Below are 19,068 nucleotides of genomic sequence, written 5' to 3' on the forward strand. Positions count from 1 at the left end.
TCAGATGATCTCCAGGTGACGGGAGACCATCAGGGATGTGGGGCAACGTAACACCGGCTGTTTGTGGCAGACATAACACAGGTTATGACACGCCATTTTCATCGCCGTTGAGGGGGCCGAATGAATAAAGCTTAATTGGCAGGCATCTTTTCAGACTGACTCGGATACTGTCCCGCCAGGCCAATTGCTGAACCTGCGGGACTTCCAGGCAGCCGAAGACTAGGCAGAGACGGAAGTCAGGGTACGGCCAGCAATATGGTCCGGTGTTTCAGCCACGCGCTGATGGATATAAACATCAACCAGCTTTTCCATTACAAAGCGGCGTACGGGTTTATGATAGCAGGCCTGCATGCCGGCACGGAGACAACGTTCGCGGAATTCCGGTGTGTCGTTGGTGGAAATTCCGATAATCGGCACCTCGGGGGGTAACAGTTCGCGCAGGCGAATCTCATGGGCGGTTTCGGGGCCGTCCAGCCGCGGCATCTGGCCATCCATAAGGACCAGGTCCCAGGTCCCCTCCCTTACGGTTTCCAGTGCTTCCATGCCATCCGCCGCACTGACCGGCTCGATATCCAGGCGCAACAACTGTTTACGCAGAATCATCCTGTTGATGGGGTCGTCGTCCACCACGAGAACCCTGGGAATATTGGTGCTCGGACACCCGTCGCGTTGATGGCTCTCAACGGGAGATCCCGGGCGGAGATCACCGGATGCCGATAGCGTCGTGTCAGCCGCCGGTGAAAATGCTGAGGCCCTGCGCTCACGGTGGCGCCGGACTCGTTCATTGCCGAACTGGAGCATTTTGACCCACAGAATGAGCGCAGCTTCGAGCACCAGGATCCCCCCGATCAGCACGAAGGGCCCATAAACAGGAAGCGCAGGCTCCTGCCAGCTGTCACCGGGGCTTGTCAGACTGTTCCAGACCAGTGCTGGTACCACAGCAGAGGCCACAATTACCGAGTAGCTGAATAAGCGGAAACTTCGCGCTTCCTGCCACCGGGGCATGCCCCTCAACACCCGTTTCAGATTGAGCGGAGCAACAACCCCTTTGACTGACTCAAACCCGGTTTTTCTGCGTGCAATTCCCATTGCTTTCCTCCAAGACGGTCATGGGGTATCCGGGGATACCTTTTGTGACCCAAAAAACAGGAGGTGCTATCTGAACCGGAGACTGACAGTGGCGCGGCCACTCTTCTGGCAAGACAACCTGTCCAAACCATGAATTTTGGTCCACTTAAACTAACACCCTGCCATGAGCGACGACATAACATAGGTTATGACAGGTGCCTGACCGGTAGTCCTTTGTTGAATTATGGACCGTTTGTAATAGAGAGTGAAACGCTAAGCCTACAGAATTATGGAAAAGGCAGGTTTAAATTAGCCCGAAACAAGGAGCCCCCATGTCCAGCAGCTGTATCATTCGCCACTTTGAACACTATGCCGAACTCGACCAGAGGGACCGGGAGTTGTTGGACTCGCTGGAGAAATCACCCCGGGAGTTCACCCGGGGTACGGTAATCTGGCAACAGGGTACGGAGTCGGAGCATTTCTACACGGTCAGCAGTGGCTGGGCCTGCAGCTTCAGGACAATGGAAGATGGATCCAGGCAGGTGCTGGACCTGTATGTTCCGGGTGACATCGTTGGCCTGCGGGAATTTGCGTTCCGCCGCAGGGTATCGAACCTGCTTACCGCCACGAATGCCACCCTGTGCCCTTTCCCAAAGCACCGCCTGACGGACGTCTTTGCCACCTCCCGCCTCCTGTGCAACCTGTTTTTCCTGATCGCAGCACGGGACCAGGCCATCCTCGTTGAGCGCCTGATAAACCTGGGACGCCGATCAGCCCGGGAGAAGGTCGCTCACTTCCTTCTGGAGATGGCACACCGCCTCGACAAGGCCTGTGTCGATGTGGACGATTGCAACCACTTGCCGCTCACCCAGGTCGTGCTGGCCGATGCGCTGGGACTGAGCACTGTCCACGTAAACCGCACCCTGAACGAGCTAAAGCAGGAAGGGCTTACCACACTTGGTCCTGACGGCATCACTCTCCTGGACCGGAATGGTCTGCAAGACGTCGCCGGTTTCGACCCGGAATACCTGGAAGAGGACGTGACGAGCCTGCTCAAAAATATCGGTGCCCGACCCCCGGCCTGACGTCCTAAACGCCCAATAAAAACATCACCTACACGAGTAAGCCAGAAAATGCGACTGAGGTGATCATATACTGTACAAACTGTTACCCGCTCATTACTTTTTGGAACAGACACCGGGACGCTCCGGGTCTAATGTCATAGTAATGGCTGGTTACTGACCACGCCGGCTACACAAAACCCAGGTATTACCCAGAAACAACAACAAAATCCCGGACAGCGATTGATCCGGAATGGGAGTCGTCAATCATGTCAGCACCTGTCGATCACCTTCAGGAACGCCTTCTCGATGCCAGTGAGTCACTCACTGACATCATGCCCTCCGCTATCACCCTTGCGATGATGCTTCGCCACCGATCCATGGCCGCCTGGCTGCGCCGTGAATTCGAGGGATATGCGCCTGAAACCGAACTGCCCGCCTATCGTCATGATGTCAGCGGACATATTGTAGCCCGCTCTCCGCAGTACGGGTGGATTCCCGCTCCAGTAGACAAGCAGCAGCTGGAGCAATTTGGCCACCTGGACCTTCACGAGGGCGTGGCAGAGCTCGAAAAAATCTGCATGAACTGCAAGAAGGGCAATGGGCACCGTATTTCCCTGCCCCCGGAGCACCTGCGGGAACTGCAGCAGAAGATCAACCTGACCGCCGAACTGGCGATCAATGTCAGCCGGAGCGCTTACTGCGACGTCATCCGAACCATCCGCGGCACCCTCTACCTCTGGACCAGTGCGGTGCTGGAATCCGGTCTGGCCGGTGACCATAACTCCTTCAGCCAGGAAGAAAAGCAACAGGTCGCTGGCCTGGACGAGCCGACCCGGTTCTGGCGGGAAGCGGCTGAATCACTGCATCAGCTGCCGGTACCTGACGTACGAGAAGCCGGTTTCCTGGAGCGCATGTTTGGTCGCGCCGGCTGAAACAGCCGACACAACAGCCTACCCACATTCCGGCTTCCCTTCAGGGAAGCCGGAATGTGGCGACCTGAAATCAGACCAGGGCCCCATTGATCATCGCCCGTAACTCTTCTCGTATCGGGTAGGAAGACGACGGAATCAACTGGGTCATGAAAACCATTACCAGCTCTTCCACCGGATCTATGAAGAAGTTAGTGCTGGCCAGCCCCCCCCAACCATACTCCCCCACCGAACCGTTGGTCCGGGACTTGGCCACATCGGTCTTTACCGAGAAGCCCAACCCGAATCCGTTACCTTCATAGGGGGTCTCACTGAATGCCCCGATGGACAGTCCGGGCAAGTCCTGGTTGCCAGGCAGGTGATTCAGGCGCATGAACTCCAGGGTCTTGCGACCAATGATACGGTGGCCATCCAGCTCACCCCCCTGGCAAAGCGCCTGGGCAAACCGGAAATAGTCATCCACGGTGGATACCAGGCCTGCCCCACCAGCCAGGAAATTCGGACGCTCCCGATAACGGGAGGTTTCCGGGTCATCCTGCAGAGCCATCTGGTCACCCGGCTGGTAGAGATAGCAGGCCGCAAAGCGGTCCATCTGATCTTCCCGGACCTGGAAACCTGTATCCCTCATACCCAGCGGTTCAAAAATGTGCTCACGGAAATAGTCATCCAGTGACTGCCCGGATAACAATTGCACGAGGTAACCCAGCACATCGGTGGCCACCGAATAGTTCCAGGCGGTGCCGGGATCGAACTCCAGGGGCATCTCGGCGAGCTGTTCAATCAGCTTGTCCAGGGTCAGGTCCCGGCTGCCATCCAGTTTCAGCTCCCGGTAGGCGGCATCCACGTTACTCCTGCAGAGAAAGCCGTAGGTGAGCCCTGACATATGGGTGAACAGGTCCCGGATCCGCATGGTGGTCGTTGCCGGGCGAGTAATGAAATTCGGATAGATGCCGTTGTCGTAGACCCGCAGATGCTTCCAGGACGGAATGTACTTGTGCACCGGGTCATCCAGCAGGAATCGGCCCTGTTCGTACAACTGCATCATGGCAACGGAGGTGACCGGCTTGGTCATGGAGTAGATGCGGAACACCGTATCCCGCCGGGCCGGTTTGTTCCGTTCGATATCCATAAGACCCTGCGCCTTCACCCAGGCAATCTCGCCACGGCGAGCTACCAGGGTTACCGCACCGGGGAACTTGCCGGTACGGATATAGCGCTCATCCAGGTGACGACTGATATTTTCAAGACGGTCCAGCGACAGACCAGCTACAACGTTGGCTCCTGACATGGGGGTAATCCTGTTGATTATGGCCGGGGCCGGGTTCCGGGCCCGATCCGATCGGGCACCTTGAACCTGGCTGCCGCGGCTTCATTGTTTTTGGTAGTAGACTTCAGATCAGTCAGCTTATGCGATAGATGCCCGGGGGAGAAGCCCATGCGACTTGTTTTCACACTGGTTCTGACGGTGGTGGCGATTGCCGTTGTCGCCTACGCCCATTGGCAACTGGCACGCCAGGTAACCGCCAGCCCCCGGCGATGGCTGGGGCATGGCCTGTTGGCGTTGGTTGCCGTTGCCTTTGGATGGGCCGTTACCGGCGTCTACATGGGCGCGGAAGAAGGCGGCGGGGCGGCGGCCTTTCTGACAGCCATCGGCGTGGCGCACCTGCCTCCGGCGATTGTGCTGTTTCTGAAACAGCAACAGGCCCGCTGACCATGCTTGTCATGGCCCGCGCCCGTGATATGATAGCCAATACTGTACATTTAACCAGTATCGGTGACTCCATTGAAGACTCGCGGCACGGCCCTGAACCCTCACAACCGGTTCCAGCCTATTGCAACTGATCGCCAGGTCGACGACGGCTGGTACCAGGCCCCCGAAGACACCCTGTGCCCGGATTCGGTTGCCACCGAAGTCACGGACGAGAGGGTACGTACTATCATCAGCCGAAATCGGTCACCGGATGTGCCTTTCGACCAGTCCATCAACCCCTACCGGGGGTGCGAGCATGCGTGCATCTACTGCTTTGCACGTCCGACCCACGCCTACTGGGACCTTTCACCGGGCCTGGACTTTGAAACCCGCCTTATCGCCAAGCCAAACGCTGCTGATCAGTTGCGGCGAGAGCTGGACAGGCCGGGCTATCGACCAGCCACCATTGCCCTGGGGGTGAACACGGACGCCTATCAGCCGGTCGAGCGCGAGCGCGGTATCACCCGACAACTACTGGAAGTCCTGCTTGAATACCGTCACCCGGTATCCATCATCACCAAGGGTGGCCTTATCCTCCGGGACCTTGACCTGTTGTCAGAGCTTGCAAGCCAGCGGCTTTGCTCTGTCCGTGTCAGCCTGACCACCCTCGACAACAACCTGAAACGCACCATGGAACCCCGTACCGCCGCCCCGGCAACCCGACTGAAAGTCTTGCGGGAGCTGTCGGCCGCCGGCGTCCCTACCGGCATAATAATGGGGCCGGTCATCCCGTTCGTGAACGACCATGAGCTGGAGCGGATTCTGGAAGCGGCCGCCACGGCAGGGGCCATACGGGCAAGCTGGATCCTTCTGAGGCTGCCTCTGGAACTGGACGAACTCTTCCAGGACTGGCTGCAAAGGCACTTCCCGCAACGGGCGGATCATGTCATGGCGAGGATGCGGGACCTGCGTGGCGGCAAGAGCTACCAGAGTGAATTCGGCAAGCGAATGACCGGTTCAGGCCCCTATGCCGACCTCATACGCCAGCGTTTCAACCGGCAAGCGAGGGCTGTCGGGCTGAATCGTGAACCCGAGCCAGCCCTGCGGACCGACCTGTTCAGGCGCCCCGGTAGCGAGCAGTTGGGCTTACTCTGAGCCGGGGCACGTGCCCGCTACAGGAAGGCCTGAACCAGGCCCGCGGCACTGACCGTCAACAAGACGGCGCCCAGTACCCGGAAAAATACCGGAGTCTCTGCCTGCAACATCCTCCGATGGACTTTCAGTCCGATCACATGGCCAACGGCCGCGCAGGGCAATAACCACAGGTGGTGCAGTAGCTGCAGGTCGACATCAGCCCAGATAAAGGCCGCCAGCTTGATGAAGACCAGGATAAACCAGAGTGCAAACAGGGTATCCCTGAGTTTTTCCTTCGCGACCTGCTGGGCAGCCACGGCAATGATCAGGGGCGCGCCGATCAGCGATGTGCCACTGATATAGCCACCCACCATCAGAAAGATGATATCCACCACGCGGCTATTGCTGCGAAACGGTCGGTTGAACAGGTAAGACAGGGCATATATGGCAACGATGACAAAGATAATGGCACTCAGCACCCGTGACGGCAGGGTGATCAGTCCGAACACGCCAACCAGCTTCGGCACCATCATCACTGCCAGCAGATACCACAGGTAGCGCCAGTCCACTGTACTCTCCCGGCGTTCACCAGCCCTGCGTTCTGCACTGGTCCGGCGGTTGTTGAGCCAGATCGTCAGGGACGAGAACACGAGCAGATGCACGGCGATAATGGGCAGGAACACCAGAGGCTGGTCATGGACCAGCAGCAGGAATGGCAGGGACAGCACCGCACCACCAAATCCCAGCCCCGAACGGACGAACCCGCTCCAGACAAAGATCAGCGCAATAAGGACATATTGGTAGGCGGCCAGTGACGACATCCGATACAGCTCCCGGGTTATACTCGGCGAAAACGGGTGGAAATCATACAGGGATTCTCGAGCGCTGACAGGCTCCGGTTCCACCCGGCCAATCCACCAGACAGGGACGCCGACCCATGGGCAGCGAGCAATACAGGAAACGGACGACCATCTCACGCCTGCATAAACTTGGCCGCCAACTGGTCTATTCCAGGCACGCGCTCTGGGGGCTTGGGCTGGCGTCCTTCCTGGAGTCCATCATCGTACCGATTCCGCTTGAAGCAATACTGATCCCGCTTATGCAGGCGCGCCGCCACCAGCTTTTCCTGCTGGCAGGGATTGCCTTGCTGGGTTGCCTGCTGGGTGCCGCCACAGGGTATGCTGTGGGTTACTTCGTTTTCGACGCCATCGGAGCGCAACTGGTGGAATGGGCATCGTCACCGGAACAGTTCGAACGGGTGCGCCAGAGCATGGAAACCGGTGGTTTCTGGTTTGTACTCAGTGTTGGCGTTATTCCGATACCGTTCCAGATCGCCATGCTTGCCGCAGGCGCCACCGGTTTTTCGTTTACGCTGTTCATGGTCGCATCGGCCATTTCCCGGGCGATCCGCTATTTCGGATTGGCCCTTCTGGTACTGGTGGCCGGGAACAAGGCACAGGCCATTTTCGAACGGCACAAGGTAAAAACCGCCGTCATCATCACGCTCTTGGTGGCAGGTGCCTGGGGCCTGTCACTTATCCGTGACGGAGCGTCATGAACGCCAGCAACTTTCGGGAGTAATAATGAGCAGAGCAAAACCACCAGAGCCACAAAAGCCTGACAGTGAACAGGATAAGGACGCCATTGCCTTCGCCCAGGGAATCTTTGAGCTGGCCAGAAACGGAGGTACCGGGGTGCTGGCCACCCTGCTCAACGCCGGCGTACCGGTTGACGTTCGCACCAGCGAGGGCGAAAGCCTGCTGATTCTGGCGGTGCGCAATGGCCATATCGACACCGCCCGCCTGTTGCTGGAGAGTGGCGCGAACCCGGACCTCACCGATGTAAATGGCAACACGGCGCTGGATCTCGCCCTCGCCACGGGCGCCTCCGAGATGATCAAACTGCTGACGGAAAAGGAGCAGTAGCCAGCCCCTTCTGTGCACCTGACCAGATTCCATCTGGGGCTCCTATGGGACTATTACATTGCACACAATCTTATTGCGTGCAATTTTTCCAGAAGGTATAGTGCAGCTATCCGGCAAGCCGTCAGGCAGCGCCGGACCACTAATCCCTGACACGAAAAAGGATCTGCCATGTCTCTGGAAAAAGTGCTCTACACCGCTTCGGCTGAAGCGACCGGTGGTCGTGATGGCCGCGCCGTTTCTTCCGACGGAGCCCTGGATGTCGCGCTGACCACACCCCGCGAACTCGGTGGTGCCGGGGGCGAGGGTACCAACCCGGAACAGTTGTTCGCAGCCGGTTACTCGGCGTGCTTTATTGGTGCAATGAAAGTCGTCGCCGGCAAGGCGAAGCTGCCCATGCCCCAGGATGCTTCCGTAGAAGGGCTGGTAGGTATCGGGCCGTCCAATGGCGGTTTCGGTATTCAGGTGGAACTGCGAATTTCACTGCCGGGAATGGATAACGACCAGGCCAACCAGTTAATAGAACAGGCTCACCAGGTGTGCCCGTATTCCAATGCCACCCGTGGCAACATCGACGTCACACTGACCCGGGTCGACTAAGGTACCAGCAAGAACTGTACTCTTCAGGGCCACTGCCAGCCGGCGTGGCCCTTTTTTATTGATACGCCTTTCCCGGTTCATCGCTTCCCGACGATGCACGGGCTATCCCAAATCAGTAAACTATCGGTTTATTTCGTGGAGTTCCCATGCCCTGGATCAAGGCTTTTATCAGCGGTTTTCTCGCAACACTGGTATTTCACCAGGGTCTCTTTGCCCTGTTCTGGATGGCAGGTATGACGCCGGCCCCGCCCTTCAACCTGTCACCGGTGCCCCCGTTTGGTGTGCCTGCAGTTATCTCCCTTGGGTTTTTCGGGGGGCTCTGGGGGTTGCTTCTGTGGGCACTGTTGGCACGACTGGCCAGCCCCGCGTTCTGGGGCCTGATGGTCCTTCTGGGGGCCATCGGACCAACGGCCGTCGCCATGCTGGTGGTCTTTCCTCTGAAGGAAATCGATGTTACCGCCCAGACCTGGGTTGGCGGCCTGGTCCTCAATGGTTTCTGGGGACTCGGCGTGGCTGTGTTCCAGACCTTGCTGGGCGCTCGCCGAATGGCTGCAGGCACGAGGTAAGACATCATGTCACTGACCACCTGGCTCGCAGTCGTCACCATATGCACCCTTGGCGCCATGTCCCCCGGGCCTTCCCTGGCGCTTGTTCTGAAGCAGACACTGGCCGGTGGGCGCGGTAATGGTTTGATCGTGGCCGTCAGCCACGGCATCGGTATCGGCCTCTATGCCTTTCTGAGCATTATCGGACTGGCCGCCGTGATCACCACATCCCCCACCCTGTTTGCCACTCTGCAATGGGCCGGCGCAGCCTACCTGGCCTGGCTCGGCTTCAAGGGCCTTACAGCGAAGAGAGGCGACGCTGGAGAGTTGCCGGAAGTACCCACAACTGCAAGCGCCGCCCAGGACGGCTTCATGCTGGCGTTCCTGAACCCCAAGGTTGCGGTATTCTTTATTGCGCTGTTCAGCCAGGTAGTAGGACCGGACACCCCCTTGCTGGCCAAGCTTGCCTATGCAGCCACCGCCATGGTGATCGACATCGGCTGGTATATGATCGTGGCCTGGCTGTTCTCCAGCCCCCGGTTGCTGGCCAGCCTCAAACGAAACGTGGTCTGGCTGGAGCGTTTCTTCGGCGTGCTGCTTATCGCACTGGCCGGTCGGCTGGTCGCCGGCATGCTGAAGGCCTGACGTCACTCCAGCATGCTGAGGTACTGTTTCAGTACCACCGCGTTGTTGTGCTCGTCGTCCTTTGCGCTGTATAGCAGTGTGACGCTCTCGCGGCTCGCCCGTTCTGCCAGCGGGCGCAAGGTATCCCGGTGGTCTTTCAGTTCAGTCAGATAGCTTCGACGGAACTCATCCCAGGACACGTCCCCCGAGTGGAAGGCCTTGCGCAGCTTCGATGACGGCGCAATCTCCCTGAGCCATTCGTCAGCGGCAAGCGATTCCTTCGAAATCCCCCTGGGCCAGATCCGGTCGACCAGCACCCGATAGTCACCGCTACCGGACTCGTCGTAGACCCGCTCAAGTCTGATTGCCATAACTTTCCTCCCCTGGTTTGCGATCCATTCAGGCGGCCCCTGCAGGGCACAGTTTCTGCGTGCTTCACCGTTCATCATAGTCGATCACAGGACCTGCCATCGTCACGGGCGTTTCCGAATTTTAATTACCTCCCGGGGTTTTATTGCTAACCTTCACTACAAGATAGGTAACTTCAGGGATGGTTTTCCGGGAGTCAGGGACATGACTCCGGTCAATCCGAACACCGCAACAAGGAGCTGCCACATGGACCTGATTCGAATCCTGATCGCCATTCTGCTGCCGCCCCTGGGCGTTTTCCTCCAGGTAGGCATCGGCAAGCATTTCTGGATAAACATCCTGCTGACCCTGCTCGGCTATATTCCCGGCATCGTGCATGCGGTGTGGGTCATCGCGAAGAAATAACCCATGAACCACCTGACCATTGACATCGTCTCCGACATCGCCTGCCCCTGGTGCGCCATCGGGTACGCCCGCCTGGCGCAGGCCATGGAGTTGCTGGCGGATGAAATGACTTTCGACGTTCGCTGGCACGCGTTCGAGCTGAACCCGGACCCCACCGGTGATGGCCAGCCGATCCTTGAAGCCCTTGCCCGGAAGTACGGCCGCACCCCTGCTGAAATGGAGGCCGCCCAGGCTGATATGATGGGGATTGCCAAGGGCCTGGGGCTGAATTTCAGCCGTATGCAGGAACGCTATACCCGCAATACCTTCGACGGGCACAGGTTAGTGAAATGGGCCGCCGAGTATGGCAAGCAGACAGACATGAAGCTGGCCCTGTTTGATGCCTATTTCGGGCACGCAGACAACATCGCGGATCCTGCCGTGCTGCGGTCACGGGCGGAGAGCATCGGCCTGGATGGCAGCGAAGCCACCGAAGTGCTCACCTCAGACCGTTATGGCGAAGCCGTCCGCGAAGACGAGGCTTATTGGCAGCAGGCCGGGGTCAGTGCTGTGCCGGCATTCGTCCTGAATCGACGCTATATGGTGCCCGGCGCCCAGGAGCCCGACACGCTGGTGCAATACCTCCGCAAGGCCGCCTCCGCACAGGGGGACTCCTGATAATCCACTAAGCGACATGTATGAAACCAGTTGCACATGCCAGGACCCACTGGTAATTTTGTGCAACTGGTTGCACCAAGACGCGCGACACATCGTAACGGGCGTCTTCGGCCACCTGTTTCCCTTGTTCACGCTGCCGCCGGGCCCGGACCAACCGCCACCGGTGGCTCAGTCAGTCAGGAGCTGTCATGTCGTTACCCGATATTCTCAAGGGCCTGTCGCTACCGGCCGTTGCCTCCCCCCTGTTTATTATTTCCAACCCCGACCTGGTTATTGCTCAATGCAAGGCCGGTATCGTGGGGTCTTTCCCCTCGCTCAATGCACGCCCGGCCCATGTGCTGGAAGAGTGGCTTGACCGGATCACCACCGAGCTGGCGGACTACAATGCCCGGAACCCCGACAAGCCAGCGGCTCCCTTTGCCGTCAACCAGATTGTTCACCGTTCCAACGACCGGCTCGAACACGACCTGGACCTCTGCGCCAAGTACAAGGTACCCATCATCATCACTTCCCTGGGTGCCCGTGAGGACCTGAACCAGAAGGTCCACGCATGGGGCGGCATTACGCTCCACGACGTCATCAACGACCGATTTGCCCGCAAGGCTATCGAGAAGGGTGCCGACGGGCTGATCGCAGTAGCTGCCGGTGCGGGTGGCCATGCCGGTACCCAGTCACCCTTTGCCCTGATCCAGGAAATCCGCGAATGGTTTGACGGTCCGCTGCTGCTCTCCGGTTCCATTGCCAACGGCAACGCCGTGCTGGCAGCCCAGGCAGCCGGTGCCGACCTGGCCTATATTGGCTCCGCCTTCATTGCCACTGAGGAGGCCAATGCAGACCAGGCCTACAAGCAGATGATCGTGGACAGCACGGCAGAAGACATCGTCTACTCCAACCTGTTTACTGGTGTACACGGCAACTATCTGAAAAAGAGTATCGAGAACGCAGGCCTCGACCCCGCGGCGCTGCCGGAATCCGATCCGTCCAAGATGAATTTTGGCTCCGGCGGCGAGTCCAAGAGCAAGGCGTGGCGTGATATCTGGGGTGCCGGCCAGGGCGTTGGCGCCGTCAAGACTGTCGGCAACGTAGACGCTCTGGTAACCCGCCTGATCACCGAGTACCAGCAAGCACGGCAGCGGCTCGCCCTGCAGGAAACTAACCGCCAACCTGTAACAGAACCTGCCTGACAGCCCACTCCGGGGGCCGCCCAGGCCCCCAATTGACCCTCGGGTCAGGGTTACATCAGGTCAAAGTGCTTCCAGGGTTTCCCGGGCCCAACCAAGCCAGTCCTCTTCGGCGGATATGCCCTTGCGCAGAACCTGGTGCTGCAGACGCTGCCCACGGGTCGGGTTGTCCGTGGAAAAGTCCCTGGCCTCAATCGCCCGGTATGTCGCCAGCCGATCCTCGTGCCAGCGGATCAGCCGCTCCAGTTCCCGCCGAACGCCGATCGGTCCCAGCACGGCTTCAGCCCTGAGCTTGACCATCAACGCCTCGTTGCTCTCGCCAGAGCTGCCCGGTTCAGCGACCCATCGCTGCAATTCATCCCGGCCAGCCGCCAGAACGTGGTAGACCTTACGCTTACGAGTGCCGTCGTCGCCTTTTTCTTCAACCTCTACCCAGCCAGAAGCTGCCATACGTCGAAGTTCCCGGTAAATCTGCTGATGGGTAGCCTGCCAGAAATGACCGATAGAGCGATCAAAACGGCGGGCAAGCTGGTATCCGGTTGACGGTTTCTCAAGAAGCGAGGTGAGCAGGGCATGTTGAATGGACATGGCGGGATTCTATCCGCAATGCACTCCCGCGCCAATGGCCCCGGGTTGGTCGCGGTCATTATTGTCATGACGGGTGTCCCATCTCGGCAATTCGACCAGAAAAGATGACACCACACTCCTGATGCGGCCACGAATCGCGTCTCACCGCCTTTGCGCCCGGGAATCACTGTGATCCAGTTACAACTGAGTGCCAAATCGTGAAAGCCGATTCCCGAAAGGTGGACTAAAGTCCAGCTACGGCGGTCAGGTGGCAATCGACAAAGCGTCCGTCAGGGCAGGAAGACAATGACTAACAAGAATAATCCGTCCACTCAGTGCCACAAAGCACCCCGGATGCTCCTCCGCGCCCGGGAAGTCATCTTTCTTGGTACCTGTCGCAGTCGCCAGGAGGTCTACCGCACCACACAGGAACTTCTGCCGCCGCTGTCCCAGGCCTACCCGGCGCTGGCCAGTCTCATGGCTCCCGTCGGCGACGGCATATACTGCCACCATCCGCATGAGGCCAAGGTGATCGCCACCATGACGGACGTCCGTAACAAGGGGGGGATTACTGCAGGTACCGCAAGTGCCATGATCCGGGCCAGCCTCATACCTGAGCATTTGCAAAACCTGACCTTCCGGGAATTCGACCCGAGAGTCCTCGCAGTGGCACGTCGTATCCGGACCTCGCTCCATGATGCCCCTGCCCTGTCCGACCTGGCCCGGGAGGTCCGGCTGTCGGAATCGCGGCTGGAGAAACTCTTCAAGGAACAGGCCGGGTTACCGATCACCCAGTACCGGGTCCGTTACCGGGTCTTTATCAGCACTATCATCATGGCCCTGGGATACTCGGTCACCGAGGCTGCCCTGCTGGGAGGGTTCGCGAACTCCGCGCACCTGTCCAGGTGTTATCGCCAGGTAAACGGCCTGACGCCATCTTCCACGTTCCTTCACCCACCCTGCCTGGATGCGTTACTGGATGACTCGGCCATCGAACTGGTCGCTCCACTGCTGGAAGGGCACGCGGTCAGCTGAGATCGAGAGTCCTCCCCTGCAGGCTAAAACGCAGCCTGCTATTGTTGTGTCACTGTTCAGAGAGAAGGAGCACCAGTGACAAACCCCACGGAAAACTGGAGCAAACTCAGTCCACGCCAGGCCATCGAACTGCAGACGCAGATGGCCAGCCAGGTGATCCAGCAGGACGACCTGCCGGAGGTAAGGACGGTAGCGGGAGTGGATGTCGGTTTCGAGAACCGGGACACAGCCCGGGCTGCCATCGTGGTGCTCCGCCTGGAGGACCTGGAGCCGCTGGACTATGCCATCGCCCGCCTGCCCGTGGCCATGCCCTATATCCCCGGACTTCTGTCGTTCCGTGAGTGCCCGGTCATCCTCGAGGCCCTGGACAAACTCAGGATGCAGCCAGACCTGTTACTCTGCGATGGTCAGGGCATTGCCCATCCGCGCCGGCTCGGAGTGGCATCCCATACGGGAATCCTCACCGGACTGCCAACCATCGGGGTAGGAAAAAGCCGACTGACCGGACAGCATGGCCCGGTACCCGACAAAAAGGGCGCCTGGGTGCCATTGACAGACAAGGATGAGGTCATCGGCGCTGTGCTACGAACCCGGGTCGGAGTGAAACCCCTTTACATTTCGCCAGGCCACCGGGTCAGCCTGCCAACGGCTATTCACTACGTTATGGCCTGCGTGACCCGGTATCGGCTACCGGAAACCACCCGCTGGGCCGATGGTGTTGCCTCGGCGCGGGGTCAGCGCTGGCTGGAGCGACTCCGGGACCTGACCGGGCCTGCATGAGCCATGCCTGCGACCCGGGTCGCAGGCAACCCGGAACCTGATTACAGTTTCTACACTCGCGCCCGAAATACGATACCCGACCCGCCTCTCTGAGCAATATTGCGAATCTCGGACAAACCCCAGCCACCAAACCGTGACCCACTTCCGTTGAGGTGCCAATTTGTGAAAGCCCGCTTGCCCCCCTCGAACTACTGTGGCCGGGGGAGCAAGCAGTACCCGATAACAATTCACAAAAAAGCACTGCAACAGGAAAAACACTATGTCAGATCATTATGCCAGCAACCCATTGCGGTCAGTGGTGGCCGCAGCTTCACTGCTTTTCTCCGCTTCTGTATTCGCCGCCGGCGGCGGTGGTTCTGATGGCGGGGATGACGGCTGCACCAGTAACTGTGGTTATGAACGGGGCCCGGCCCCCACCGAGTCCTTCCTCGAAGCCTCCAGTGGGCCATATAGCGTCCGCACTGACAGAGTCTCCAGCCTGGTGGGTGGTTTTGGTGGCGGCACCATTCATTACCCCACCGGTACCAGCGGTACGATGGGGGCAGTTGTGGTCATCCCCGGGTTTGTCTCCGCGGAATCTTCCATAGAGTGGTGGGGACCGAAACTGGCCTCCCATGGCTTCGTGGTCATGACCATCGATACCAACAGTGGCTTTGACCAGCCCCCCAGCCGTGCAACCCAGATCAACAATGCCCTGGACTACCTGATCGAGCAGAATGGCAGTAGTTCCAGTCCTGTTTCCGGCATGATCGACACCAACCGCCTTGGTGTCATCGGCTGGTCCATGGGCGGTGGCGGCACTCTTCGCGTCGCCTCAGAGGGCCGCATCCAGGCAGCCATACCACTGGCGCCCTGGGATACGTCCAGCTTCCGGTTCCGGAATATCGAAACGCCCACGCTGATCATTGCCTGTGAGTCCGACATTATCGCTCCGGTTCGCAGCCATGCTGACCCGTTCTATGAAGCGATCCCATCGTCCACCGACAAGGCCTTTGTGGAGCTTAACAATGGCAGCCACTACTGCGGCAACGGGGGCAACAGCTACAATGACGTCCTGAGCCGGTTCGGAGTGTCCTGGATGAAGCTGCACCTGGACAACGACCAGCGCTACAACCAGTTCCTGTGCGGCCCGGACCACGAGCGCGACTGGGATATCTCGGAATACCGGGGTACCTGCCCATACTGAGGCTACCCACTATCACAACCTGATCAAGCAGCCGGATGTCCTTCCGGCCTAGCGGGCCATGGCGAGCCATGGCCCTTTTCATTCCCTTCCGCTCTCAGGCCCGGCCCAGGAACTTGCGCTCCTCCACGTTGATGCGGATGCGGTCGCCGGTAGATATATGTTCCGGCACCTGGACGACCAGGCCAGTGGTCAACCTCGCCGGCTTGGTGCGGGCCGTAGCGGAGCCCCCCTTGATTGACGGGTCCGTTTCCTCGATGGGCAAGTCCACCGTTGGCGGCAGGTCCAGCGCCACCGGCGCATCGTTGAGCAGGATCACCATGACACCCTGGGTATCCTCTGTGATGAACAACAATTCGTCGGCAATGGCCTCCCGATTGAGGCTGTACTGGGTATAGTCCTCCGAGTCCATAAATACGAACTCATCGCCGTCGGAATAGGAAAAGGTGGCAGGCCGGCGCACCAGGTCTGCCTGGTTGAGCATGTCCGAATCCTTGAAGGTCTCGTCCAGCTTGGCCCCGGTAACCACGTCGTACATGCGCATGCGATACAGACTGCCCCCTGCCCGCCCCTGGGGCACAGAACGCTCAATGTCCTTTACGAAGTAAACACTTCCCTCGTACTCGATGGCCTGGTTCTTTTTGATCTCACTGGCTTTCGGCATCTGTTCCTCTCATTACCAGGTGGTTTCAGGTCGTCTATATACCACGACCGGCGACAAACCCACAGTCCCGGACCGGGGAACATACTGTCGCCGTGCTAACCAGGACTTTGCGCAATACATGTCGAAATGTTTTCTGCTGCTACCGGATGCGCCGGATACCTTCTGGTGGCTGCATCAAAAAAGCCACAGGGCTCTCGCTCTGTGGCTTTTCTGTTACTGACCAGCAGGAACCGCCCAGGCGTTCCTCGCGATACTTACACGATGACCAGGTTGTCCCGGTGAATCATTTCCTCGTCAGACACATAGCCGAGCACATCGACGATTCGATCGCTGGCACGCCCGGCAATGGCACGGGCTTCATCGGCGTCGTAGTTAATCAATCCACGTGCCACTTCCCGTCCTTCCTGATCTACACAGGACACCATCTCTCCCCGACGAAACTGCCCGGATACACCTTTTACGCCAACGGGTAACAGGCTTCGTCCGCCCTTGCAGAGCACCTGTACCGCGCCATCATCGATCATAATCCTGCCACGGGTCTGCAGGTGGCTGGCGAGCCACTGCTTGCGGGCAGCAATGCGGCCCTGCTCGGGCAACAGGAGCGTACCCACTTCCTTACCTTCCCTCAGTCGGCTGATAACATTTTCAAGCCGACCACCCACGATGACCGTAAAAGCTCCAGAGCGGGCCGCCAGACGGGCCGCTCGCAGCTTGGTTTGCATGCCACCGCGACCCAGGGCCCCGGCACCTCCACCAGCCATGATATCCAGCTCGGGATCGCCGGCACGGCGCTCTGCCACCAGCTGGGCATCCGGGTTCTTGCGAGGGTCCTTGTCAAAAAGGCCGTCCTGGTCGGTAAGAATGATCAGCCCATCTGCCTCGATAAGGTTGGCCACCAGGGCCCCCAGGGTGTCGTTGTCACCAAAACGGATTTCATCGGTAACGACCGTGTCATTCTCGTTGACGATGGGAATCACACCGAAATCCAGCAGGGTTCGGAGCGTACTGCGGGCGTTGAGGTAACGTTTCCGATCAGACAGGTCGTCGTGGGTAAGCAGAATCTGGGCCGCGTGGATATCATGGCGACGGAACTGGGCCTCCCAGGTTTGCACCAGGCCCATTTGACCAACCGCAGCGGCGGCCTGTAGCTCGTGGAGGTGTTCCGGGCGCTGACTCCAGCCCAGCCTGGTCATGCCCTCCGCCACGGAACCGGAGGACACCACGACCACTTCCACACCGTGGCGGACAAGCTCGGCAATCTGGTCTACCCAACCGGCAAGCGCAGGCACATCGAGGCCGCGACCATCGTTGGTGAGCAGCGCACTGCCAATCTTGATCACCAGGCGCCGGGCGCGGCGCACCTGCACTCGTTCTGTCATGATTATGATGGGGCTCCTGGTCCTGCTTGCTATTCCGGGGCGTAAACAACTTCTACGTCGTAATCATCGTCGTCGAAGTCGTCATCATCGTCGTTTTCGCGGGCTGCTCGCCTTGCGGCCTTCTCCTGCTGGATGCCTTCCCGGGCCTCATCATCCATCTGTCGACGGCGTTCAGCCTCTTCATCGGCGAGCTCGGGATTGTCCGCCTCTTCCCGCGCACGCTCTTCGATCCACCGCATCACAGCCTGGGTCAGTTCACGGGTACCTTCGCCACTGATGGCCGAGATACAGAACACCGGGCCTTCCCAGCCCAGTTCATCCACGATGGCCTGGCAATGGGCGTCCCTTTCATCTTCCGCCACCATGTCAACCTTGTTGAGCACCAGCCAGCGGTCCCGGGATGCCAGGGTTTCGCTGAACTTTTCCAGTTCATGCTCGATGGCCCGAACCGCATCGGCCGGGGAGGAACCGTCATAGGGCGCCACATCCACAAGGTGCAGCAACAAGCGGGTACGCACCAGGTGCTTCAGGAAGCGGATACCCAGGCCGGCACCTTCGGCGGCACCCTCAATGAGCCCCGGAATATCGGCGATCACAAAACTCTGGTGGGCCTGCACCTTCACCACACCCAGGTTCGGTACCAGCGTGGTGAAAGGATAATCGGCCACCTTTGGCGTGGCGGCGGAGACCGAGCGGATAAAGGTGGACTTGCCTGCATTGGGCATACCAAGCAAGCCAACATCCGCCAGCACTTTCAGTTCAAGGCGAAGGTTACGGGCCTCACCTTCAGAGCCCTTGGTGGTCTGTCGTGGGGCACGGTTAACCGATGACTTGAAGCGGGTGTTGCCCAGCCCGTGAAAGCCGCCCTGGGCCACTTTCAGGCGCTGGCCGACATGGGTCAGGTCACCCAGGACTTCATGGGTGTCCATGTCCACCACCGTAGTGCCAACCGGCACGGGCAGGACCAGGTCATCACCCTTGATACCTGTGCAGTTGCGCCCTGCTCCGGGCTGGCCGTTCTGCGCCTTGTGCTTGCGCTGAAAACGATAATCAATCAGCGTATTGAGAGAGTCGTCCGCTTCCAGGTAGACGGAACCGCCGTCACCGCCGTCACCACCATCCGGGCCGCCCTTGGGCACGTACTTCTCGCGCCGGAAACTCAGGCAGCCGTGGCCGCCCTTGCCGGCCTCCACGATAATGGTGGCTTCATCTACAAATTTCATGGTTCAACCCTTTGCGCCTCGCGCATAAACGAAAAAACCCCGCAGGCCC

General features: G+C 59.3%; 23 protein-coding genes. 15 read left to right on the forward strand and 8 right to left on the reverse strand.

Annotated elements, in window-relative coordinates; all coding sequences use genetic code 11:
- Positions 1 to 219: 219 nt before the first annotated feature.
- Complete coding sequence (locus tag BM036_RS06915) at positions 220 to 1,089, reverse strand: response regulator (protein WP_091849859.1); 870 nt, start codon at positions 1,087 to 1,089, stop codon at positions 220 to 222.
- A 311-nt stretch (positions 1,090 to 1,400) separates the two neighbouring features.
- Between BM036_RS06915 and BM036_RS06920 the strand changes: the two genes are divergently transcribed.
- Positions 1,401 to 2,153, forward strand: coding sequence for a Crp/Fnr family transcriptional regulator (locus BM036_RS06920; protein WP_091849861.1), 753 nt, complete (start codon positions 1,401 to 1,403; stop codon positions 2,151 to 2,153).
- Between the two features lie 245 nt (positions 2,154 to 2,398).
- Positions 2,399 to 3,064 carry an AbiTii domain-containing protein gene (locus BM036_RS06925; protein WP_091849863.1) on the forward strand — a complete coding sequence of 222 codons (666 nt, stop codon included), beginning with the start codon at positions 2,399 to 2,401 and terminating at the stop codon, positions 3,062 to 3,064.
- Between the two features lie 70 nt (positions 3,065 to 3,134).
- Here BM036_RS06925 and BM036_RS06930 read toward each other — a convergent pair whose 3' ends face one another.
- Positions 3,135 to 4,349, reverse strand: a complete 1,215-nt coding sequence (locus BM036_RS06930) for a serine hydrolase domain-containing protein (RefSeq protein ID WP_091849865.1) — start codon at positions 4,347 to 4,349, stop codon at positions 3,135 to 3,137.
- A gap of 147 nt (positions 4,350 to 4,496) precedes the next feature.
- Between BM036_RS06930 and BM036_RS06935 the strand changes: the two genes are divergently transcribed.
- Both BM036_RS06935 and BM036_RS06940 read left to right on the forward strand, forming a co-directional pair.
- A complete protein-coding gene (locus tag BM036_RS06935; protein ID WP_091849867.1) occupies positions 4,497 to 4,772 on the forward strand; it encodes a hypothetical protein in 276 nt (91 codons plus the stop codon).
- A 72-nt stretch (positions 4,773 to 4,844) separates the two neighbouring features.
- Positions 4,845 to 5,906, forward strand: a complete 1,062-nt coding sequence (locus tag BM036_RS06940) for a PA0069 family radical SAM protein (protein ID WP_091849869.1) — start codon at positions 4,845 to 4,847, stop codon at positions 5,904 to 5,906.
- Between the two features lie 17 nt (positions 5,907 to 5,923).
- Here BM036_RS06940 and BM036_RS06945 read toward each other — a convergent pair whose 3' ends face one another.
- Positions 5,924 to 6,706, reverse strand: a complete 783-nt coding sequence (locus tag BM036_RS06945; RefSeq protein ID WP_091849871.1) for a TSUP family transporter — start codon at positions 6,704 to 6,706, stop codon at positions 5,924 to 5,926.
- A gap of 116 nt (positions 6,707 to 6,822) precedes the next feature.
- Here BM036_RS06945 and BM036_RS06950 point away from each other — a divergent pair, with 116 nt between their 5' ends.
- From BM036_RS06950 to BM036_RS06970, 5 genes are all read left to right on the forward strand, one after another.
- A complete protein-coding gene (locus BM036_RS06950) occupies positions 6,823 to 7,443 on the forward strand; it encodes a YqaA family protein (RefSeq protein WP_091849873.1) in 621 nt (206 codons plus the stop codon).
- 25 nt (positions 7,444 to 7,468) lie between these two features.
- Positions 7,469 to 7,810 (forward strand): ankyrin repeat domain-containing protein, encoded by a 342-nt coding sequence (locus BM036_RS06955; RefSeq protein WP_091849875.1) that lies wholly within the window; start codon positions 7,469 to 7,471, stop codon positions 7,808 to 7,810.
- Between the two features lie 168 nt (positions 7,811 to 7,978).
- Positions 7,979 to 8,407 carry an organic hydroperoxide resistance protein gene (locus BM036_RS06960; protein WP_091849878.1) on the forward strand — a complete coding sequence of 143 codons (429 nt, stop codon included), beginning with the start codon at positions 7,979 to 7,981 and terminating at the stop codon, positions 8,405 to 8,407.
- Positions 8,408 to 8,553: 146 nt separating this feature from the next.
- A complete protein-coding gene (locus tag BM036_RS06965) occupies positions 8,554 to 8,973 on the forward strand; it encodes a hypothetical protein (RefSeq protein WP_091849880.1) in 420 nt (139 codons plus the stop codon).
- Between the two features lie 6 nt (positions 8,974 to 8,979).
- Complete coding sequence (locus BM036_RS06970; RefSeq protein WP_091849882.1) at positions 8,980 to 9,597, forward strand: LysE family translocator; 618 nt, start codon at positions 8,980 to 8,982, stop codon at positions 9,595 to 9,597.
- A 2-nt stretch (positions 9,598 to 9,599) separates the two neighbouring features.
- Here the strand turns inward: BM036_RS06970 and BM036_RS06975 are convergent, their stop codons facing one another.
- Positions 9,600 to 9,947 (reverse strand): DUF488 domain-containing protein, encoded by a 348-nt coding sequence (locus BM036_RS06975; RefSeq protein WP_091849884.1) that lies wholly within the window; start codon positions 9,945 to 9,947, stop codon positions 9,600 to 9,602.
- Between the two features lie 244 nt (positions 9,948 to 10,191).
- Here BM036_RS06975 and BM036_RS06980 point away from each other — a divergent pair, with 244 nt between their 5' ends.
- The 3 genes from BM036_RS06980 (at position 10,192) to BM036_RS06990 (ending at position 12,191) form a co-directional block, all read left to right on the forward strand.
- The gene (locus BM036_RS06980) at positions 10,192 to 10,350 is read left to right on the forward strand and encodes a YqaE/Pmp3 family membrane protein (protein ID WP_091849886.1); all 159 of its coding nucleotides are present in this window, start codon (positions 10,192 to 10,194) and stop codon (positions 10,348 to 10,350) included.
- A 3-nt stretch (positions 10,351 to 10,353) separates the two neighbouring features.
- Positions 10,354 to 11,007, forward strand: coding sequence for a DsbA family oxidoreductase (locus BM036_RS06985; RefSeq protein ID WP_091849888.1), 654 nt, complete (start codon positions 10,354 to 10,356; stop codon positions 11,005 to 11,007).
- Positions 11,008 to 11,195: 188 nt separating this feature from the next.
- Positions 11,196 to 12,191: an NAD(P)H-dependent flavin oxidoreductase gene (locus BM036_RS06990; RefSeq protein WP_091849889.1), complete on the forward strand. Its 996-nt coding sequence runs from the start codon at positions 11,196 to 11,198 to the stop codon at positions 12,189 to 12,191.
- A 60-nt stretch (positions 12,192 to 12,251) separates the two neighbouring features.
- Here BM036_RS06990 and BM036_RS06995 read toward each other — a convergent pair whose 3' ends face one another.
- Entirely contained in the window at positions 12,252 to 12,776 is a 525-nt protein-coding gene (locus BM036_RS06995; RefSeq protein ID WP_091849891.1) for a PadR family transcriptional regulator, read from the reverse strand.
- 285 nt (positions 12,777 to 13,061) lie between these two features.
- Here BM036_RS06995 and BM036_RS07000 point away from each other — a divergent pair, with 285 nt between their 5' ends.
- The 3 genes from BM036_RS07000 (at position 13,062) to BM036_RS07010 (ending at position 15,756) form a co-directional block, all read left to right on the forward strand.
- Positions 13,062 to 13,790, forward strand: coding sequence for a helix-turn-helix domain-containing protein (locus BM036_RS07000; protein WP_091849893.1), 729 nt, complete (start codon positions 13,062 to 13,064; stop codon positions 13,788 to 13,790).
- A gap of 75 nt (positions 13,791 to 13,865) precedes the next feature.
- Complete coding sequence (gene nfi, locus BM036_RS07005; RefSeq protein ID WP_091849894.1) at positions 13,866 to 14,570, forward strand: deoxyribonuclease V; 705 nt, start codon at positions 13,866 to 13,868, stop codon at positions 14,568 to 14,570.
- A 259-nt stretch (positions 14,571 to 14,829) separates the two neighbouring features.
- Entirely contained in the window at positions 14,830 to 15,756 is a 927-nt protein-coding gene (locus tag BM036_RS07010; RefSeq protein ID WP_091849896.1) for an alpha/beta hydrolase family protein, read from the forward strand.
- Between the two features lie 94 nt (positions 15,757 to 15,850).
- Here the strand turns inward: BM036_RS07010 and efpL are convergent, their stop codons facing one another.
- The 3 genes from efpL to cgtA form a co-directional block, all read right to left on the reverse strand.
- Positions 15,851 to 16,417, reverse strand: a complete 567-nt coding sequence (gene efpL / locus BM036_RS07015; RefSeq protein WP_091849898.1) for an elongation factor P-like protein EfpL — start codon at positions 16,415 to 16,417, stop codon at positions 15,851 to 15,853.
- A gap of 254 nt (positions 16,418 to 16,671) precedes the next feature.
- Positions 16,672 to 17,796 (reverse strand): glutamate 5-kinase, encoded by a 1,125-nt coding sequence (proB, locus tag BM036_RS07020; protein ID WP_091849900.1) that lies wholly within the window; start codon positions 17,794 to 17,796, stop codon positions 16,672 to 16,674.
- A 29-nt stretch (positions 17,797 to 17,825) separates the two neighbouring features.
- Entirely contained in the window at positions 17,826 to 19,019 is a 1,194-nt protein-coding gene (gene cgtA / locus BM036_RS07025; RefSeq protein WP_091849902.1) for an Obg family GTPase CgtA, read from the reverse strand.
- Between the last annotated feature and the right edge of the window lie 49 nt (positions 19,020 to 19,068).

The organism is Marinobacter segnicrescens, assembly GCF_900111555.1.
Classification (GTDB): domain Bacteria; phylum Pseudomonadota; class Gammaproteobacteria; order Pseudomonadales; family Oleiphilaceae; genus Marinobacter; species Marinobacter segnicrescens.

Excerpts from the sequence above, each read along its gene's own strand:
- BM036_RS06915 (WP_091849859.1), bottom strand. The coding sequence starts at position 1,089 with ATGGGAATTGCACGCAGAAAAACCGGGTTTGAGTCAGTCAAAGGGGTT.
- BM036_RS06920 (WP_091849861.1), top strand. The coding sequence starts at position 1,401 with ATGTCCAGCAGCTGTATCATTCGCCACTTTGAACACTATGCCGAACTC.
- BM036_RS06925 (WP_091849863.1), top strand. The coding sequence starts at position 2,399 with ATGTCAGCACCTGTCGATCACCTTCAGGAACGCCTTCTCGATGCCAGT.
- BM036_RS06930 (WP_091849865.1), bottom strand. The coding sequence starts at position 4,349 with ATGTCAGGAGCCAACGTTGTAGCTGGTCTGTCGCTGGACCGTCTTGAA.
- BM036_RS06935 (WP_091849867.1), top strand. The coding sequence starts at position 4,497 with ATGCGACTTGTTTTCACACTGGTTCTGACGGTGGTGGCGATTGCCGTT.
- BM036_RS06945 (WP_091849871.1), bottom strand. The coding sequence starts at position 6,706 with ATGTCGTCACTGGCCGCCTACCAATATGTCCTTATTGCGCTGATCTTT.
- BM036_RS06950 (WP_091849873.1), top strand. The coding sequence starts at position 6,823 with ATGGGCAGCGAGCAATACAGGAAACGGACGACCATCTCACGCCTGCAT.
- BM036_RS06955 (WP_091849875.1), top strand. The coding sequence starts at position 7,469 with ATGAGCAGAGCAAAACCACCAGAGCCACAAAAGCCTGACAGTGAACAG.
- BM036_RS06960 (WP_091849878.1), top strand. The coding sequence starts at position 7,979 with ATGTCTCTGGAAAAAGTGCTCTACACCGCTTCGGCTGAAGCGACCGGT.
- BM036_RS06965 (WP_091849880.1), top strand. The coding sequence starts at position 8,554 with ATGCCCTGGATCAAGGCTTTTATCAGCGGTTTTCTCGCAACACTGGTA.
- BM036_RS06970 (WP_091849882.1), top strand. The coding sequence starts at position 8,980 with ATGTCACTGACCACCTGGCTCGCAGTCGTCACCATATGCACCCTTGGC.
- BM036_RS06975 (WP_091849884.1), bottom strand. The coding sequence starts at position 9,947 with ATGGCAATCAGACTTGAGCGGGTCTACGACGAGTCCGGTAGCGGTGAC.
- BM036_RS06980 (WP_091849886.1), top strand. The coding sequence starts at position 10,192 with ATGGACCTGATTCGAATCCTGATCGCCATTCTGCTGCCGCCCCTGGGC.
- BM036_RS06985 (WP_091849888.1), top strand. The coding sequence starts at position 10,354 with ATGAACCACCTGACCATTGACATCGTCTCCGACATCGCCTGCCCCTGG.
- BM036_RS06990 (WP_091849889.1), top strand. The coding sequence starts at position 11,196 with ATGTCGTTACCCGATATTCTCAAGGGCCTGTCGCTACCGGCCGTTGCC.
- BM036_RS06995 (WP_091849891.1), bottom strand. The coding sequence starts at position 12,776 with ATGTCCATTCAACATGCCCTGCTCACCTCGCTTCTTGAGAAACCGTCA.
- BM036_RS07000 (WP_091849893.1), top strand. The coding sequence starts at position 13,062 with ATGACTAACAAGAATAATCCGTCCACTCAGTGCCACAAAGCACCCCGG.
- BM036_RS07010 (WP_091849896.1), top strand. The coding sequence starts at position 14,830 with ATGTCAGATCATTATGCCAGCAACCCATTGCGGTCAGTGGTGGCCGCA.
- efpL (WP_091849898.1), bottom strand. The coding sequence starts at position 16,417 with ATGCCGAAAGCCAGTGAGATCAAAAAGAACCAGGCCATCGAGTACGAG.
- proB (WP_091849900.1), bottom strand. The coding sequence starts at position 17,796 with ATGACAGAACGAGTGCAGGTGCGCCGCGCCCGGCGCCTGGTGATCAAG.
- cgtA (WP_091849902.1), bottom strand. The coding sequence starts at position 19,019 with ATGAAATTTGTAGATGAAGCCACCATTATCGTGGAGGCCGGCAAGGGC.